A 16,314-nucleotide genomic window follows, 5' to 3' on the forward strand; every position below is an offset into this window, starting at 1 on the left:
GCGAGTTTCGCCTGCATGGACCGTTTGGTGCGTCATCCTTCCGCCGTGGGGTGTGCGGCCCAGTAGGAAATTTGTTTTCTGATGGCGGCACCGAGGTTCTTCGGCATAGCGCCGGTCGAGCCGGTGGGCTGGCGGGTCTCAGCGTGCGCCGGCGAGGTCCAGGAGGGTGTCGGCGTGGTTGCGGGTGGCGAACGTCCGTACGCGGTCCAGGTGGGATGGGGAGCGCGTGGCGTGCGCCGTCCAGACCGACGCCAGCGCGGCGTCGCTGGCGCAGCCGATCTCGTCGTAAAGGGTGGCGGCGGCCGCGGGGTCTCCCGCGACGAGGGCCTCGGCCGCCACGACCCAGCGGGTGCGGCGCAGGCTGGTGCGGATCACCTCGGCCATCGCGGGCTTCGCTGCCGGGGTCAGGACCGTGGCATGGGCGGCGGCGGAGAGCCACTCCAGTGTCAGGGCGGTCGGGGCCTCGCGCCAGAGCGCGGCCAGGTCGGCCAGCAGGGCGGCGGCGCCGTCCGGATCGCCGGCCAGCGCGTGGGCGAGGGCGCCGTGGGCGTACGCGTTGTAGCGCAGGCGCACGAAGCCGGAGCGGTGGGCCACGTCGAGGCTGCGGGCGATGTCTTCGCCGGCCGGGCGGCCGCAGAGGGCGCCGATCCAGGCGCGGCGGCCGCGCAGTTGCAGGTCCCAGTCGGTGGTGCCGGCGCCCTCGTCCTCGTGGTCGAGGTATTCGTCGGCGGCGCGCAGCAACGCCACCCAGTCGCCGTCGAAGTAGGCCAGCTCGGCCTCCTCCGAGTGGCTCAGCACCAGGCTCAGCTGTCCACCGTGGACACTACGGCTCTCCCGTTCCAGGTCGGCGGCGCCGGACAGGTCGCCCTCCTCCTGGCGGAACGTTGCCAGGTTGTGCAGCGCCCGCCGCAGCGTGGGCAGGCCCTGGGCGCGGCAGGTCTCGACGACGGCGGCCAGGTCGTCGAGGGCGGTGAGGTCGCCGGCCACGTAGCGGGTGGCGTGCTCGGTGACCAGCGCGTGCACCTCGGCGTCGGCCAGCCCCAGGCGGTGGGCGAGGTCGCGGGCCGCGCGGGCGGCGGGCAGGGCCGGGCCGGTCTGAAACTCCAGCAGGTGCAGCCGGGCCAGCTCCGCGTACGCCTCGGCCTTCGCCGCGTCGTCGGGCAGATCGTGGAAGAGGGCGATGGCGCGGTCGAGGTGTTCGCGGGCCTTGTCGCGCTCCGCCCGCATGAACTCCGCCTGGCCCAGCAGCGTCTCCGCCCGCGCCTCGCCGGAGCGGTCGCCGGCCTCGCGCATCCGGTCGCCGAGGCGGGCGACGTCTTTGACGCCGTCGCGGTAGAAGCGGTCGGCGTCGCCGAGGAACTGCAGCCGGTGGTGCAGCAGCTCGGCGCCCCGGCGCGCGTCCGGCTCGTGGTCGGCGGGCCAGGCGTTGAGCGCGCCCTCCGTGTAGCCGAGCGCGGACTCCACCGCGTACACCGTGAATGCGGCCTCGGCGGCGGCGAGCAGTGCGGTGCGCGCGGCCTCGGCGTCCACGGCGGTGTCCTCGCCGAGGCTCTGGGCGAGGTCGAGGGCCTGGATGCGGTGGCGGGCGACGGCGGTCGCGAGGTCGTTGCGGCCGTCGATGGAGACCCGCTGCAGCCAGGCCGCCGCGCGCCGGTGCAGCGCCGCGCGGGTCGCTCTGGGGAGCCGGCGGTACGCCACGTCGCGCACCAGCTGGTGCTGAAACGCCAGCTCCGCCTCACCGGCCACTGTGGACACCGTGCCGGCGACGAGGATGTCGCGGCGCTGGAGGCGGCGCAGCACGCCGGCCACGCCGACGGTGTCGAGCGCGAGCAGGTCGGCGATCGCGCCCGGCCACAGGCGGTCGCCGAGGACGGCGGCGGCGTTGAGGACGGTGCGCTCGGCGTTGTCGAGCAGGTCGATGCGGTTGGCGATGACACCGTGCACGCTCTCCGGCACGTCGAGGTCGCCGTCGGCGTCCAGGGCCGTGCCGCCGCGCTCGGCGAGCATCCGCACGTACTCCACGGCGTACATCGGGTTGCCGCCGGTGAGCCGGGCGAGGCGGTCGGCGTGGTCGGTGGGCATGTCCTGCTGAGTGAGCAATGTGGACAGCAGCGCGCGCATCTCCGCGGCGCGGAGCCGGGCCAGCGAGACGGTGAGCATGCCGGGCAGCGCGGAGGGCCAGGCGGGCTGCTCGTCGAGGAGCTCCGGGCGGTAGGTGCAGAGCACCAGCAGCGGTACGTCGCCGCCCGCCTCGACCAGGTCGGCGAGGAAGCGGAGCATGGCCGGGTCGGCGAAGTGCAGGTCTTCGATCACCAGCACGGTGGGGATGTGGCGGGCCAGGGCGAGCAGCGCGTCGCGCCAGGCGGCCTCGATCTCGCCGGGGCGTACGGCGCGGCCGGGCAGCCCGGCGAGCGGGCCGAGCAGCCCCACCAGCCGGTACACCTCGGGCGGCGGCAGCACCTCGGCGAGCGCGACGGTCAAGCGCTCGCGGGTGCTGGCCGGGTCGTCGGTGTCGAGCACGTCGGCCTCGGCCTTGACGATCTCGGCGAGCGCGTCGTACGTGCCGCCCGCGCCGTACGGCAGGCAGCGGCCGACCCGCCACCGCACCAGCAGGTCGCCGTCGTCGTGGACATGGCGGTACAGCTCGCGCACCAGGCGGCTCTTGCCCATGCCGTGCGCGCCGACGACCGAGACCAGGTGGGCCCGGCGCTCGGAGACGCACCGCCGCACCGCGGCCATGAGCAGGTCGAGCTCGGCGGCCCGGCCGACGAGCGGGGTGCCTTCGTCGTCGATGACCGGCGGCCGCCGTACCGAGGCTTGGGCCAGCCAGGCCTCGACGGAGCGTGACTTGCCGGCGAGATCGAGCTGGAGGGGCTCGTCCGCGTAGCGGATCGAGCCGGCGGTGGCGCGGTGGGTGGCCGCCGAGACCAGGACGCCACCCGGCGGCGCGTGCGTCTGCAGCCGCGCGGCGGTGGCCACCACGTCACCGGAGAGCAGCGCCTCCCCGCCGTTGCGGGCGGCGGCCAGGTCGACCAGCGCCTCGCCGGTGGCGATGCCGACCCGGGCCCGCATCGGGTAGCGCCCGGCCAGCGGCTTGCCGTCGAGCGCCCGCTGCATGTCGAGGCCGGCGAGCACCGCCCGGTAGCCGTCGTGCTCGGTCTCCACCGGTACGCCGAAGACGGCCATGACCGCGTCGCCGATGTACTTTTCGACCACGCCACCGTATCGGCGGATCACCTCGCGCGCGGTGTTGAAGTAGTCGACCTGCAGGCGGCGCAGGTCTTCCGGGTCGAGGCGCTCGGCCATCGCGGTGAAGCCCTTGAGATCCACGAAGAGCACGTTGACCGTGCGCCGCTCCTCGCGGGGCGCGCTGGCGGTGTGCAGCTCGCGGGTGAGCGGGCTGCCGCAGGTGGTGCAGAAGGCGAACTCGGGCGCCACGAGCGAGAGGCAGGACCCGCACCGGCTGTGCAGCGGGGCGCCGCAGCGCCCGCAGAACTGGTGGGTCGGGTCGGCCGGGGCGTCGCACTTCAGACACACGCGCTGTGTGCCGCGCTGCTCCGGCTTGTCGACCATCCCGCGACCATCCTCGCAGCTCGTGGCCGCTGGGCCAAGGGTGCGTCAGTGACACGGTAGCGTTGCCTGTCCAAGAGGAGACAGCCCACGAGCGACTTTGGACACTAAGGTGCGAAGAGCTGTTTTCCCGTCCACAAAGCCAGTCCACAAAGGGGGATCTCATGACCGACCCGCTGGAGCCGGCGGACGCCACCACGCAGGGCAAGGGCGTCAGCTCCGACCCGGATGGCAAGGGGGTCAGCTCGACCACGCAGGGTAAGGGCGTGAGTGCGCCGGCCAAGGGTAAGGGCGTCAGCGCGCCTCCCGCCGGCGACGACGAGTAGCACCCGCGGGCGGAGATCCACGCCAGCAGGTATGGATCTCCGCCCCGGTCGTACAAATGTTTCCGACAACCCGGGCTGATCGCGGATCGGGGGCCGGACAGGGTCGCGCACAGGTTCAGGGGAGTCCTAAGCTCCGCGGGCTTTCGTCAGCATCCTCACGGGGAGGGCTTCCCTCACATGCACGTCAGAAGTGCCCTGCGCGTCTTCGCGGGGCTCGGAGTCGCGGGCACGCTCGTCGCGACCACCGCCATACCGGCCGCCGCCCGCGCGGCCGTGGAGCTCAGCATCTTCTTTGCCGACTCCACGATCGCCGTGGACGGTCCCGGCAAGGTCGAGGGCGTCATCATGTCGGCGTCCGAGCCGGTCGTGCTCCACCAGCCGACCGTGCGGTTCGACGCCACCGACCTCGACGGCGTGGCCGAGATCGCCGAAGAGGTGTCCAGCGACTGCACCGAGGAGTCCCCCGGGATCCTCGTCTGCCAGGACCCGTTCGACGTCGAGGTGGACGAGTTCGGCTACTCGGGGATCTTCGACATCCTCGTCACCGCCGCGCAGGGTGCGACGGAGGGGGACGAGGGCACGCTCAGGATGACCCTCACCGCGCCCGGCCTGGACCCCGCGACCACCGAGGCGCGGGTGCGCGTCGGCGAGGGTGTCGACCTCGCGGCCGGTGACGCGGCCGAGGTGTCGGCCGCGCCGGGCGCCGCGTTCACCGCGCCGCTGCGGCTGCGCAACGCCGGTGAGACCGTGGCCGAGGGCGCCGTGGCGGTGTTCTTCGGCGACTACGGCATCGAGGCCGGCACCCGCCACAGCAACTGCACGTACGACGGGAACTACCTCAACACCTGCACGTTCGACCAGGACCTCGCGGCCGGCTCCGAGTACGCCGCGTCGCTGGCCTCCCGGCTGCGGCCGGACACGTACGCGCCGAGCCGCGACGCGCTCGAGACGGTCTGGATGACGCCGGCCGAGTTCGAGGACTTCCTGAAGTTCCTCGGCGACAACGGCGCCTCGATCGGCGAGCCCGGCGACGGGCCGAAGCTGACACTGGCCGATGCGGGCGCGATGCGGGCGCGCGGGGCGCAGGCGGACGTCGACCCGTACAACAACTCCACCTACGTCGAGGTAAACGTCACCGGCACCAACGGGGTCGACCTCGAGGCGGTCGGCGCGACCTTCGACGGAGCCGCCGGCAGCACGCACGAGACCGAGCTCGGCGTGGTCAACCGCGGGCCGGCGGTGCTCGACAGCAGCCGCAGCGGCGAGCCGATCACCCGGGTGATCGTGGACGTGCCGCCGGGCACGTCGGCCGTCGAGGTGTCCGCGGACTGCGTCCCGTTCGCGGGGGAGAACCCGGACTGGGAGCACCCGGGCAAGCCGGGCGGCCGCAAGTACCAGTGCGACCCGGGCCTCTTCCTGGCCCCGGACGAGGAGCTGGTCTACCCGTTCACATTTCGGATCGACGAGGTGGTCGAGGACGCCGCCGGCGCCGTCACGGCCAACGCGGCGTGCGAGTGCCCCACCTTCCCGAACGACACCGACAAGTCGAACGACGTCGCGAAGATCCTGGTCAACGGCACCGGCGGGGGCGGTGGCGGGCTTCCCGTCACCGGCGCCTCCACCGGGCTGGTCGCCGGCGCCGGGGCGCTGCTGCTGCTCGCGGGCGCCGCCGGCTTCGTGATCGCCCGGCGCCGCCGGACGCGCTTCGTGGCCTGACCGCAGCCGCGCGGGGCATGGCCTGTGATCGAAGCTCCCTTCAAGTCGTTCTAGCGACTTGGAGGGAGCTTCGATCACGGACGTGGGGAGACCTTCTCTAGTGGTGGCGGCTGCTCGGTCGGGGGTCGGGCAGCAGCCGGCGCAGGGTCTCGTCCGGACCCAGAAACCAGTGCGCGGCCGCGCACCGCACCCGTACGACCTCGACCGGCCCGTCCGTCCCGTACGCGTTACCGACCGTGGTCACCTCCGCGGGTAGACCACACTCCGGGCAGTCGTAGAGCATCGAAGTACCTCCCACCCCCATGACACTGCGTGTTCGCTACGAGGGAGTTACAACCAGGCGTGATACCCCTCACCGTGGCGGTGGCATAGTTGATCGGGTGATCCCCGCCACTCCCGCCGCGCTGGCCGACGCGCTCGCCGGCGTGGGTTACCTGGCCGACGACGGCCTCGCCACCGCCGGCCACCTGGCGATCAAGCTGGGCCGCCCGCTCTTCCTGGAAGGCGACGCCGGGGTGGGCAAGACCGCGTTCGCGCAGGCCCTGGCGTCGGCGACCGGCGCGCACTTCGTGCGGTTGCAGTGCTACGAGGGGCTGGACGCGGCGCAGGCGCTCTACGACTGGGACTTCCCGCGGCAGATCCTGCACCTGCGTACGGTCGAGGCGGCGGCCGCCGCAGCGGGGGACAAACCGGACACGGCGGCCCTGGAGGCGAGCCTCTACGACCGCCGGTTCCTCATCGCCCGCCCGCTGCTCCAGGCGCTCGAGCTGAGCCCGTGCGTGCTGCTCGTCGACGAGATCGACCGGGCCGACGACGAGTTCGAGGCGTTCCTGCTGGAGATCCTCGCGGACGCCGCGATCACGATCCCCGAGCTCGGCCGGATCGCCGCCCCGACGCCGCCGCTGACGGTGCTGACCAGCAACCGCACCCGCGAGGTGCACGACGCGCTCAAGCGCCGCTGCCTGTACCACTGGGTCGAGCACCCCAGCTTCGCCCAGGAGGTGGCGATCATCCGGTCGCGGCTGCCCGAGGTCACCGAGCGGCTCGCGGCGGACGTCGCGGGCGCGGTGCAGCGGATGCGCCAGCTCGACCTGATCAAGGCACCCGGCGTGGCCGAGGCGCTCGACTGGACCAGCGCGCTCGCCGCGCTCGGCGCCCGCGAGCTCGACCCCGACCTGGCGGCGGCCACGCTCGGCGCCGTCCTCAAGTACCGCGAGGACGGCGAGCGCGTGAAAGCCGCGGCGCCGTGGCTGGCGTGACCGAGCCGGGCCGACGCTGAAAAGAGGACCAGCCCGACGCCGAAGGAGTGGTCGACGTGAGCACCGACCTGACCTCCGTCCTCGTCGGCTTCGCCCGGACGCTGCGCAACGCGGGGGTGCAGGCGACCGGGGAGCGGGTCGAGGCGATGGTCGCGGCGGTCGCCGCGCTCGACGTCACCCGGCCCGAGGACGCGTACTGGGCGGGCCGCCTCACGCTCTGCGGCGAGCCCGACGACCTGCCGGTCTACGACGCCGCGTTCGCCGCCTATTTCGGTGGCCGGGCGCCCGCGCGGCCGCCGGCGTCCGTGCCGGCCCGGCGGCGCGGGGCGGCGCTGTTCGCCCAGGACGACCCGGACGGCGGCGCCGCCGGCTCCCGGGACGACGACCTGGCGGTCGCGGCCAGCCCCGCCGAGGTCCTGCGCCGCCGCGACCTCGCCGTCCTCTCCGCCGCCGAGCGGGACGAGGTACGCCGCCTCGTCGCCCTCCTCGCCCCGGCCACCGCCGCCCGCCCGAGCCGCCGGCACCGCCCGGCCGGCGCCGGCGCGGTCGACCCGCCCCGCACGGTCCGGCGGATGCTGCGCCACCTGGGGGAGCCGGCCCGGCTGGCCCGGCGGGAACGGCGGGACAAGCCCCGCCGGCTGGTACTGCTGCTCGACGTCTCCGGCTCGATGGCGCCGTACGCGGACTCGCTCCTGCGCTTCGCCCACGCGGCGGTGCGGCGGCGGCCGGCGCGGACCGAGGCGTTCACGCTCGGCACCCGGCTGACCCGGGTGACCCGCGCGCTGCGCCACCGCGACCCGGACGGCGCGCTCCGCGCGGCGGGCGAGGCGATCCCGGACTGGCACGGCGGCACCCGGCTGGCCGACTCGCTGAAGGCGTTCCTGGACCGGTGGGGCCAGCGGGGCACGGCCCGCGGCGCGGTGGTGGTGCTCTTCAGCGACGGCTGGGAGCGGGGCGACCCGGCGCTGCTCGCCGCCCAGATGGCCCGCCTCTCCCGGCTGGCGCACCGGGTGGTCTGGGTCAACCCGCACCGGGGCAAGCCGGGGTACGAGCCGCTCGTGGCCGGGATGGCCGCGGCCCTGCCCTACCTGGACGACTTCGTCGCGGGGCACAGCCTCGCCGCGCTCGAAGACCTGGTCGGCGTGATAAGTCGATCATGATGTTTCCGGCGTGTTACGCCGAACCCCTTGCGGGGAGCCTCGCGGAGGTCTTGTCTGTGGGTAGGTTCCCGCTCCTGACGGGAGGGATGATGACCCGCATCAGCATCACCGTCGATGGCGTCCGCTACGACGACGACGTCCAACCCCGCACTCTGCTCGTCCACCATCTGCGCGAGCGGCTGGGCAAGGTGGGCACCGTGGTCGGCTGCGACACGAGCAACTGCGGCTCGTGCACCGTGCTCATGGGTGGCGAGTCCGTGAAGAGTTGCACCGTGCTCGCGGTCCAGGCGGACGGCCTGGAGATCACCACGGTGGAGGGGCTGGCCGGCTCGGACGGCGAGCTACACCCCGTCCAGCAGGCCTTCCACGACCGCCACGCGCTCCAGTGTGGCTTCTGCACGCCCGGCATGATCATGTCGGCGGTCGACCTGCTCGCCGAAAACCCCGACCCCACCGACGCGGAGATACGGGAAGGGCTGGAGGGCAACCTGTGCCGGTGCACGGGCTACCAGAACATCGTCCGGGCCGTGCGCGACGCGGCCGCGACGATGCGCGCCGGTGCGTCCGAGCCGGCCCCGGCCGCGCCGGAAGAGGCGCCCGCGCCGGCACCCGCTCCCGTGGAGGTCGGCTCATGACCGTCGTGGACGAGCGGCCGGCCGCCGAGGTCGGCGCGCCCCGCAAGCGCAAGGAAGACGCCCGGCTGATCACCGGCCGGACGATGTGGACAGACAACCTGACCCTGCCGGGCATGCTGCACCTGGCGATCCTCCGCAGCCCGATGGCGCACGCCCGGATCACCCGGATCGACACCGCCCCCGCGCTGGCCGCGCCGGGCGTGGTCGCGGCGTTCAGCGGGCGGGACGTGGCCGAGACGCAGGGCAGCCTCCCGTGCGCCTGGGTCGTCACCGACGACATGGTGCACCCGGACCACCCGCCGCTCGCCGTCGACGAGGTGCGGCACGTGGGCGAGCCGGTCGCCGTGGTCGTCGCCCGGGACGCGGCCAGCGCGGTCGACGCCCTCGGCGCGATCGACGTCGAGTACGAGCCGCTGCCGGTCGTGCTGGAGATGGACGAGGCGCTCGGGGAGGGCGCCGCGCTCGTGCACTCCGACAAGGGCACCAACAAGTCGTACACCTGGATCTACGACTCGGCCGAGGCCGGCCACGGCCAGGCGTACGACGCGGCGACGGCCGAAGCCGAGGTGGTCCTGCGCAAGCGGTACGTGCAGCAGCGGCTGATCCCCGCCTTCATGGAGCCGCGCAGCGTGGTGGTGGACCCGACCGCCGACCAGGTCACGATCTGGTCGTCGACGCAGATCCCGCACGTGCTGCGGGTGCTGATCGCGCTGGTCACCGGCCTCCCCGAGCACAAGATCCGGGTGATCGCGCCGGACGTCGGCGGTGGCTTCGGCGGCAAGCTCCAGATGACCGCCGAAGAGCTGATCACCATGATGGCGGCGCGCCGGGTGGGCAAGCCGGCCAAGTACACCGAGACCCGCTCGGAGAGCCTGCTCGCCGCGCACCACGGGCGCGACATGTACCAGGACGTCGAGCTGGCCGCCCGCCGCGACGGCACGCTGCTCGGCCTGCGGGTGCGGCTGACCGCCAACATGGGCGCCTACCTCGCGCTGCTCACACCGTCGGTGCCGCTGCTCGGGCGGTACATGTACAACGGCATCTACAAGCTCCCCGCGTACCGGTTCGAGTGCACAGGGGTCTTCACCAACACCACGCCCACCGACGCCTACCGGGGCGCCGGGCGGCCCGAGGCGACGTACGCGATCGAGCGGGCGATGGACGACCTCGCCGCCGAGCTCGGCATGGACCCGATCGAGCTGCGGCGGCGCAACTGGATCGGGCACGGCGAGTTCCCGTTCCACACCGTCGCCGGGCTGACCTACGACTCAGGCGACTACGAGGCCGCGACCGACAAGGCGATGAGCCTCTTCGGGTACGACGAGCTGCGGCGCGAGCAGGCCGCCCGGCGCGAGTCGAGAGACCCGGTGCAGCTCGGGATCGGCGTCTCCACGTACACGGAGATGTGCGGGCTGGCGCCGAGCCGGTGGCTCGGTTCGCTGGGGTACGCGGCCGGCGGCTGGGAGTCGGCGAGCGTGCGCATGCTCCCCACCGGCAAGGTCGAGGTGCTGACCGGCACCTCGCCGCACGGGCAGGGGCACGAGACGGCGTGGAGCCAGATCGCGGCCGACCAGCTCGGCGTGGCGTTCGAGGACGTGGAGGTGCTGCACGGCGACACCCGCACCGCCCACAAGGGACTCGACACGTACGGTTCCCGGTCGCTGGCCGTCGGCGGGTTCGCACTGGTCAACGCCTGCCAGAAGGTCGTCGACAAGGCCAAGCCGATCGCCGCGCACCTGCTGGAGTGCGACGTGGCGGACGTCGAGTTCAGCGCCGGCAGGTTCCGGGTGCGGGGCGCGCCCGCCGACGCCGAGGGCAAGACGATGGCCGACTGCGCGCTGGCCGTCTTCGCCGCCCACGACATGCCCGGCGGGGCCGAGCCCACATTGGACGCCGAGGCGGTCTACGACCCGACCGACTTCTCGTTCCCGCACGGCACGCACCTGTGCGCGACCGAAGTGGACACCGAGACCGGGCGGGTGACGGTCCGGTCCTATGTGGCCGTCGACGACGTCGGAAAGGTCGTCAACCCGCTGATCGTCGAGGGCCAGGTGCACGGCGGCGTGGCCCAGGGCATCGCGCAGGCGCTCTTCGAGGAGGCCGTGTACGACGCCGACGGCAACCTGCTCACCGGCACGTTCGTCGACTACACGCCGCCGAGCTCGGCCGACCTGCCCGACATCGTGAGCGACCGCACCGAGACGCCCGCGCCGGACCACCCGCTCGGCATCAAGGGCGTCGGCGAGGCCGGCACGATCGCCTCCACACCGGCCGTGGTCAACGCGATCGTCGACGCGCTGCGGCCGTACGGGGTCGACGACATCCGCATGCCGTGCACGCCCGAGCGCGTGTGGCGGGCCGTACAAGGGGGTGACCGGTCATGATCCCGGCCGCGTTCGACTACGCCAAGCCGTCCACAGTGGACGAAGCGGTGCGCGCGCTCGCCGAGGGTGGCGAGGACGCCAAGGTGCTCGCCGGCGGGCAGAGCCTGATTCCCGTGCTGCGGCTACGCTTGGCCGCGCCGACCGTACTGGTCGACGTCGGCGGGGTGGGCGAGCTGCGCGGCGTACGCGACGACGGCGACGCGCTGGTCATCGGCGCCACCACGCGCCACGCCGACCTGCTGCGCGACCCGCTGGTCGCGCGGCACGCGCCGCTGCTGGCCCAGGCGGCCGCGCAGGTCGGCGATCGCCAGGTGCGCCACCTGGGCACCCTCGGCGGCTCGCTCTCGCATGCCGACCCCGCCGGCGACCTGCCCGGCGCGGCGGTGGCGCTGGACGCGTCGTTCGAGATCGCCGGCCCCGGCGGCCGGCGGACGGTGAGCGCGGCGGACTTCTTCGTCGACTTCCTCACCACCGCGCTCGCCCCGGACGAGATACTGGTGTCGGTGCGGGTCCCGAAGCGTCCAGGGTGGACGACGCACTACGAGAAGTTCAACCGGGTGGCCCAGGCATGGGCGATCGTCGGCGTGGCCGCCGCGGTGCGCCGGGAGAACGGCAGCATCGCCGAGGCGCGGGTGGCGCTCACCAACATGGGCTCCACCCCGCTGCGGGCCGGCGCCGTGGAGCAGTCGCTCGCCGGGTCGGCGGCCACTGTGGACGCTGTGGCGTCGGCGGCCGGGCACGCGGCCGAGGGCGCGGATCCACCCTCCGACGCCTTCGCCTCCGCCGACTACCGCCGTCACCTGGCGACCGTGCTGACGAGGCGGGCGGTGCTCGCGGCCGGAGGTATCGCATGAGGCTCGACCACTCCTTCTCCGTGCCGGTCCCCGTCGAAGAGGCGTGGGGCGTGCTGCTCGACGTGCCACGGGTCGCGCCGTGCATGCCGGGCGCCGCGCTCACCGGGTTCGACGGCGAGGGGTTCACCGGCACGGTCAAGGTCAAGGTCGGGCCGATCGGCCTCACGTACACCGGAAAGGGCCGCTTCGTCGAGCGCGACGAGGCGGCCCGCCGTGTGGTGATCGAGGCCTCCGGCCGGGACACCCGCGCCGCGGGTACGGCCGCCGCGACGGTGACCGCCACCCTCAAGCCCGAGGGCGACACCACCCGGGTCGAGGTGTCGACCGACCTGACGGTGACCGGCAAGCCAGCTCAGTTCGGCCGCGGGATGCTGTCCGATGTGGGCGGTCGGCTGGTCGGCCAGTTCGCCGAGTGCCTCGCCACGGAGCTCGCGGCCCCAGCGGCACCGCCCGCGGCGCCCGCGGCCGCCGAGCCGGCGGCGGCCATCGTGGCACCGGAGACCCAGCCGGAGGCCGAGGTCGAGCCGATCGACGTGCTCAGGCTCTCGATGGGCACGGCCGCCGCACGGTACGCCGGCCTGATCGTCATCAGCGCCGGCGCCGCCGTCCTCACCTGGCTGGTGATCCGCGCGCTGCGCCGCTGACCGGGGAGCTGTTTCAAGACAAAGACTTGGGCTACCGCGATGCCCGTCGTGGTCCGGACCGTTGCTCCCGCGGCCTCACCCTCCGCGCTACAAAGGGGCTCTCCCCACGCCTGTGATCGAAGCTCCCGTCCAGTCGCTAGAACGCCTTGACGGGAGCTTCGATCACGGCCCATCGCTCTTTAGATCGTGTACTCCAGTGAGTACGTGTGGCTGCCGTCGGCGTCGACGACGATCTGGCCGGCGCCGCGGATCGTGCGTAGGGCGCCGGTGCCGGAGTCGGGCACGATCGCCCAGTGGAGCGCCTGCCCGGCCTCGGCGTCCGCGGTGGCGCTGTGGTGCAGCACGAACGTGCCGGCCCGGCCGCCGACCGTGCCGCTGAACCGCTCGAACCCTACGTACGCCGCGGAGGTCTCCACCTGCGTCGTGCACATCATGATGCGGGTGCTGCTGGTGCCGGCCAGGTCGCCGGTGAACGTCTTCGTCACCTTCGCCTGGGCCAGCGTCGCCCCCTCCGCCTCGTCGAAGGTCTCCTGATCCCAGCCGTCGATCGTGAACGTGCCCTTGGCGTACTCGGTCATGCGCCCAGCATGCCGCGTGATCCTGACAACTGCTGTCAGGTTGGCCGTTCCCGCTTGGGCAGCTTGCTGACCACGGCGTCGTACGAGCCGTCGACCGCCTCGCGGATCTCGTCGTCGGGGATGTCGCCGCCGACCCGGAGCGAGTTCCAGCCGGCGCGGCCGATGTACGGCAGTACCGACGCGTCCCGCGGGTAGCGGGCCAGCCACTCGTCGGCCGCCTCGCGGTTGGGACCGCACTTGACGCCCACGCCCGGCCCGCCGCCCGCACCGGGCTGGCCGCCCGCGTCCCGCGCGCCGGATCCCAGGAATGCGAAGATCTTGCTGCCGACCTTCACCACGACGTCGCCCTCCCAGGGCTCGTCCTGCCACGCGCCGGGCTTGGCCAGGCAGTACGCCAGCAGTTCATCCCACGTCATGACCTCAGGCTATGAGAAGACCGACGCCCAGGGTGAGCGTCCCGGCGGCGAGGGCGGCGGCGCCCAGCCAGAGTATCCAGAAGAAGCTGTTGGGCTGGGTGCGGTCGCGCCCGGCGGACGAGGCGAAGAAGCCGCCGGACATGAGGATCGCGGCGGCCGGCACGCCGAGCCGCGCGACCGCGCCGGCCACGCCGGTGAGCGTGGTCGCGTCGGCGAGGACCTGGCAGATCAGGCCGAGCGTCACGAGCACGCCGGCGTGGGCGTGACCGGCCCGCGCGAACGCCTTCTGGAAGTCGGTCATCGGCACCTGGCCGCGCACGATCCTGGTCATGAACCAGCCGCCGAACTCGATGGTCACGATCGTGATGAGCATTATCCCGGCGACGTACCGGCTCTCGTCGCTCAGCACCATGATGTCGCCACCCCTCGATCTAGCCAGTGTCTAGTTATGGGCCGACCATAACACGGGCGGCCGGGGTACGGTAGGCCGATGGTGACCGCCGACGACGTCCGGCGGGTGGCGCTCTCCCTCCCGCGGGCCTACGAGGCGCTCGTGCGCGACCGGGTGAAGTTTCGGGTCGGCCAGATCGTGTTCGTGGCGCTCTCCCGCGACGAGACCGAGATGGGCTTCGGCTACCCCAAGGAGGAGCGGGCCGCGCTGATCGCGGCCGAGCCCGACAAGTTCTTCATGCCGATCAAGTCGGACGAGCGGTACAACTGGGTGCGGGTCTGGCTCGCCAAGCTCGACGAGGACGAGATGCGCGAGCTCGTCGTCGACGCGTGGCGGATGTGCGTGCCGAAGAAGGTCATCGCCGAGTACGAGGCGTCACCGCGCTGAGCCGCCCAGCTCCTGGAAGATGGTCAGCTGCAGGTGGGCCGGGCCGTCGAGGCGGGCGTTGAGCGAGTCCCACGGGGTGCGGCGGGGCTCGGCGATGACCTCGAGGCCCGCCTCCGCCGCCCGCGCGGTCGCCGCCGCCGAGTCGTCCACCTCGAACGCAACCCGGACGTGCCCGGCCACCCGGCGCCCCACCTCGACCTCGTCGATGTACTCCGCGTAGGCGGGCTCGATCAGCTCCAGGGTCGCCCGGCCGGCCTCCAGGATCGTCACCCGGCCGTCGCCGTCCGGGCGGTGGTAGGTCGCCTGCTCGGTCAGGCCGAGCACGTCGCGGTAGAAGCGGAGCGCGGCCTCGTAGTCGTCGGCGGTCACGGCCAGCCGCAGTTGTCGCACTGTCATGCCCTCAGTGTGCCTTCCAGCGCGGCGCGGGGAAGGCGTGCGCCTGGAGAGCGGATGGGAGCGGCGCCACACCGGGGCCACCCGCGCTCACCCACGCGGCGACGCGGGACTCCACGTCGCCGTCGAGGACGCCGCCCAGCCACACCGGGCGGGCGCCGTCGCGGCGGGCCGCGGGCGTGGGCTGCACGACGACCACATTGGACTCGCCGCAGACGTTGAGGCAGTCGCTGACCCGTACCCGATGGGGTGGACCGGCCGCGGCGCGCAGCCGGCCCACCTGGCCGTCATGGTCGACGCCCGGGTGTTTGCGGGTGGTGCCGCAGCAGCAGCCGCGGCACACCGTGACCGTGACCGCGGCGCTCACGCCACCGCGGCGGCCGGGACCGGGCGCGGTGTGAGCAGCAGCCCGAAGCCGAGCCCGAAGACCGTCCACAGTGTCGCGAGCTCGGCCAGCGACGCCAGCCGGAAGTCCCACAGCAGCGCGGCCGGGATGTCGGCCGGCACGCTGTCGGGGCTGGCCGGCCAGGTCATGAGCAGCGCGGTGTAGCCGACGGCGGCGACCGCGACGCCGACCGCCGCGCGGTAGGCCGGTGGCCACGGCCGCGCGGACAACCGATCGTGGACGAGGAACGCGAGCCAGGTCACCGCGGCCGCCGCCGCGATGAGCGTGAGGTATTGCACGGTGCGCTCGGTCACCGTGTCCGGATCGCCGACGCCGGGCGGGTTCGCCGGGTACTTGAGCGCGGGCAGCAGCGCCACCGTCGTGAAGCCGAGGAACGCCAGCAGCGCCGCGCGACCGAAGTCGGTGGTGGCCGGCAGCCGGTGCCGTACGCGGGCGAAGACCACGCCCACCACGAGTGCGAGGCAGACCGCTACCGCCGCCGCGGCGACCATGCCGCCGAAGACCTGCGTGGTGCGGCCGAACAGCGGCTCTTCGTCCGATGTGGAGCGCGCCGCCTCGATGGCGAGAGCGTCGTCGATCCGGGGCTCCACGACGAGGAACGCGATGAGCGCGGCGGCGACGCCGGCGAACAGCCCGGCGAGAGCCGCCCGGCGCAGCACGGCGCCGAGGGTGAGGGAGGCCATCGCGCTAGTGGCAGGGAACGCCGAGCGCGTGCCGCCCGTCGTGGGTGAACTCGTGGATCTGCTCCGCGAACGCGGTGCTGTTGAGCTGCAACAACACGAAGACCGCGAGCAGCGCGAAGGCCACGATCAGCCAAGCGGCGACGGGCACGCGGATCGGGGTGGCGGATGCGGTGGGCGCCGAAGGTGCGGCCATATCGGGTGTTCCTCTCGTCCATGCCTCGTGGCGATGCGGTCGAACTGCCACGGCCGGTCTCCTGGCTCCCGGATCGACACGCTCCCTCGACCTTCCCAGGCCGTCGCCGGCCCAGTGGTGCAGCAGGGGGAGCACTCCCCGGTCACAGTGGCGAGGACCACGCCGGATTTTCACCGGCTTCCCGAACACCGTGGCCTAGGCAGCGTAACGCCGGACCGGCGTTTGACGCCAGCCCTCCGGCTGGGTCAGCATGGCCCGC

At 73.3% G+C, this 16,314-nt stretch carries 18 protein-coding genes and 1 riboswitch; of the genes, 9 read left to right on the forward strand and 9 right to left on the reverse strand.

The window, feature by feature from the left end; all coding sequences use genetic code 11:
• Positions 1 to 138: 138 nt before the first annotated feature.
• The gene (locus RB614_RS34640) at positions 139 to 3,573 is read right to left on the reverse strand and encodes an ATP-binding protein (protein ID WP_308716931.1); all 3,435 of its coding nucleotides are present in this window, start codon (positions 3,571 to 3,573) and stop codon (positions 139 to 141) included.
• Between the two features lie 161 nt (positions 3,574 to 3,734).
• On the opposite strand from RB614_RS34640, the gene RB614_RS34645 reads away from it, so the two are divergent.
• Together RB614_RS34645 and RB614_RS34650 are read left to right on the forward strand one after the other, a co-directional pair.
• Entirely contained in the window at positions 3,735 to 3,896 is a 162-nt protein-coding gene (locus RB614_RS34645) for a hypothetical protein (RefSeq protein ID WP_308716932.1), read from the forward strand.
• Between the two features lie 177 nt (positions 3,897 to 4,073).
• Complete coding sequence (locus RB614_RS34650; RefSeq protein WP_308716933.1) at positions 4,074 to 5,612, forward strand: LPXTG cell wall anchor domain-containing protein; 1,539 nt, start codon at positions 4,074 to 4,076, stop codon at positions 5,610 to 5,612.
• 97 nt (positions 5,613 to 5,709) lie between these two features.
• Here the strand turns inward: RB614_RS34650 and RB614_RS34655 are convergent, their stop codons facing one another.
• Positions 5,710 to 5,910: a hypothetical protein gene (locus RB614_RS34655; protein WP_308716934.1), complete on the reverse strand. Its 201-nt coding sequence runs from the start codon at positions 5,908 to 5,910 to the stop codon at positions 5,710 to 5,712.
• 82 nt (positions 5,911 to 5,992) lie between these two features.
• Here RB614_RS34655 and RB614_RS34660 point away from each other — a divergent pair, with 82 nt between their 5' ends.
• The 6 genes from RB614_RS34660 to RB614_RS34685 all read left to right on the forward strand — a co-directional run bounded on the left by RB614_RS34660 (position 5,993) and on the right by RB614_RS34685 (position 12,548).
• Complete coding sequence (locus RB614_RS34660; protein ID WP_308716935.1) at positions 5,993 to 6,871, forward strand: AAA family ATPase; 879 nt, start codon at positions 5,993 to 5,995, stop codon at positions 6,869 to 6,871.
• Positions 6,872 to 6,927: 56 nt separating this feature from the next.
• Complete coding sequence (locus RB614_RS34665; RefSeq protein WP_308716936.1) at positions 6,928 to 8,031, forward strand: vWA domain-containing protein; 1,104 nt, start codon at positions 6,928 to 6,930, stop codon at positions 8,029 to 8,031.
• 89 nt (positions 8,032 to 8,120) lie between these two features.
• A complete protein-coding gene (locus RB614_RS34670; RefSeq protein ID WP_308716937.1) occupies positions 8,121 to 8,666 on the forward strand; it encodes a (2Fe-2S)-binding protein in 546 nt (181 codons plus the stop codon).
• Positions 8,663 to 11,050, forward strand: coding sequence for a xanthine dehydrogenase family protein molybdopterin-binding subunit (locus tag RB614_RS34675; protein ID WP_308716938.1), 2,388 nt, complete (start codon positions 8,663 to 8,665; stop codon positions 11,048 to 11,050). Before RB614_RS34670 ends, RB614_RS34675 begins: the two co-directional genes overlap by 4 nt.
• Entirely contained in the window at positions 11,047 to 11,904 is an 858-nt protein-coding gene (locus RB614_RS34680; RefSeq protein ID WP_308716939.1) for an FAD binding domain-containing protein, read from the forward strand. The genes RB614_RS34675 and RB614_RS34680 overlap by 4 nt, the downstream gene beginning before the upstream one ends.
• Complete coding sequence (locus RB614_RS34685; protein WP_308716940.1) at positions 11,901 to 12,548, forward strand: SRPBCC family protein; 648 nt, start codon at positions 11,901 to 11,903, stop codon at positions 12,546 to 12,548. The genes RB614_RS34680 and RB614_RS34685 overlap by 4 nt, the downstream gene beginning before the upstream one ends.
• Positions 12,549 to 12,727: 179 nt before the next feature.
• Here RB614_RS34685 and RB614_RS34690 read toward each other — a convergent pair whose 3' ends face one another.
• From RB614_RS34690 to RB614_RS34700, 3 genes are read right to left on the reverse strand one after another with little or no spacing between them, the layout of a single operon-like run.
• A complete protein-coding gene (locus RB614_RS34690) occupies positions 12,728 to 13,126 on the reverse strand; it encodes a DUF3224 domain-containing protein (RefSeq protein WP_308716941.1) in 399 nt (132 codons plus the stop codon).
• A 35-nt stretch (positions 13,127 to 13,161) separates the two neighbouring features.
• Positions 13,162 to 13,542, reverse strand: a complete 381-nt coding sequence (locus RB614_RS34695) for an MmcQ/YjbR family DNA-binding protein (protein WP_308716942.1) — start codon at positions 13,540 to 13,542, stop codon at positions 13,162 to 13,164.
• A gap of 4 nt (positions 13,543 to 13,546) precedes the next feature.
• Complete coding sequence (locus tag RB614_RS34700; protein WP_308716943.1) at positions 13,547 to 13,954, reverse strand: hypothetical protein; 408 nt, start codon at positions 13,952 to 13,954, stop codon at positions 13,547 to 13,549.
• Positions 13,955 to 14,032: 78 nt separating this feature from the next.
• Between RB614_RS34700 and RB614_RS34705 the strand changes: the two genes are divergently transcribed.
• Complete coding sequence (locus RB614_RS34705; RefSeq protein WP_308716944.1) at positions 14,033 to 14,380, forward strand: MmcQ/YjbR family DNA-binding protein; 348 nt, start codon at positions 14,033 to 14,035, stop codon at positions 14,378 to 14,380.
• On the opposite strand, the gene RB614_RS34710 is transcribed toward RB614_RS34705, so the two are convergent.
• The 4 genes from RB614_RS34710 to RB614_RS34725 are packed head-to-tail and all read right to left on the reverse strand — an operon-like array spanning position 14,369 to position 16,055.
• A complete protein-coding gene (locus tag RB614_RS34710) occupies positions 14,369 to 14,776 on the reverse strand; it encodes a VOC family protein (RefSeq protein ID WP_308716945.1) in 408 nt (135 codons plus the stop codon). The genes RB614_RS34705 and RB614_RS34710 overlap by 12 nt on opposite strands.
• Before the next feature lie 4 nt (positions 14,777 to 14,780).
• The gene (locus tag RB614_RS34715; RefSeq protein ID WP_308716946.1) at positions 14,781 to 15,140 is read right to left on the reverse strand and encodes a hypothetical protein; all 360 of its coding nucleotides are present in this window, start codon (positions 15,138 to 15,140) and stop codon (positions 14,781 to 14,783) included.
• Positions 15,137 to 15,862: a CbtA family protein gene (locus tag RB614_RS34720; protein ID WP_308716947.1), complete on the reverse strand. Its 726-nt coding sequence runs from the start codon at positions 15,860 to 15,862 to the stop codon at positions 15,137 to 15,139. Before RB614_RS34720 ends, RB614_RS34715 begins: the two co-directional genes overlap by 4 nt.
• A gap of 4 nt (positions 15,863 to 15,866) precedes the next feature.
• Positions 15,867 to 16,055: a CbtB domain-containing protein gene (locus tag RB614_RS34725; RefSeq protein ID WP_308716948.1), complete on the reverse strand. Its 189-nt coding sequence runs from the start codon at positions 16,053 to 16,055 to the stop codon at positions 15,867 to 15,869.
• Positions 16,056 to 16,089: 34 nt separating this feature from the next.
• Positions 16,090 to 16,263: riboswitch (cobalamin riboswitch) on the reverse strand.
• Positions 16,264 to 16,314: the final 51 nt, after the last annotated feature.

Origin of the sequence: Phytohabitans maris, assembly GCF_031085175.1 — a bacterium.
Lineage (GTDB): Bacteria > Actinomycetota > Actinomycetes > Mycobacteriales > Micromonosporaceae > Phytohabitans > Phytohabitans maris.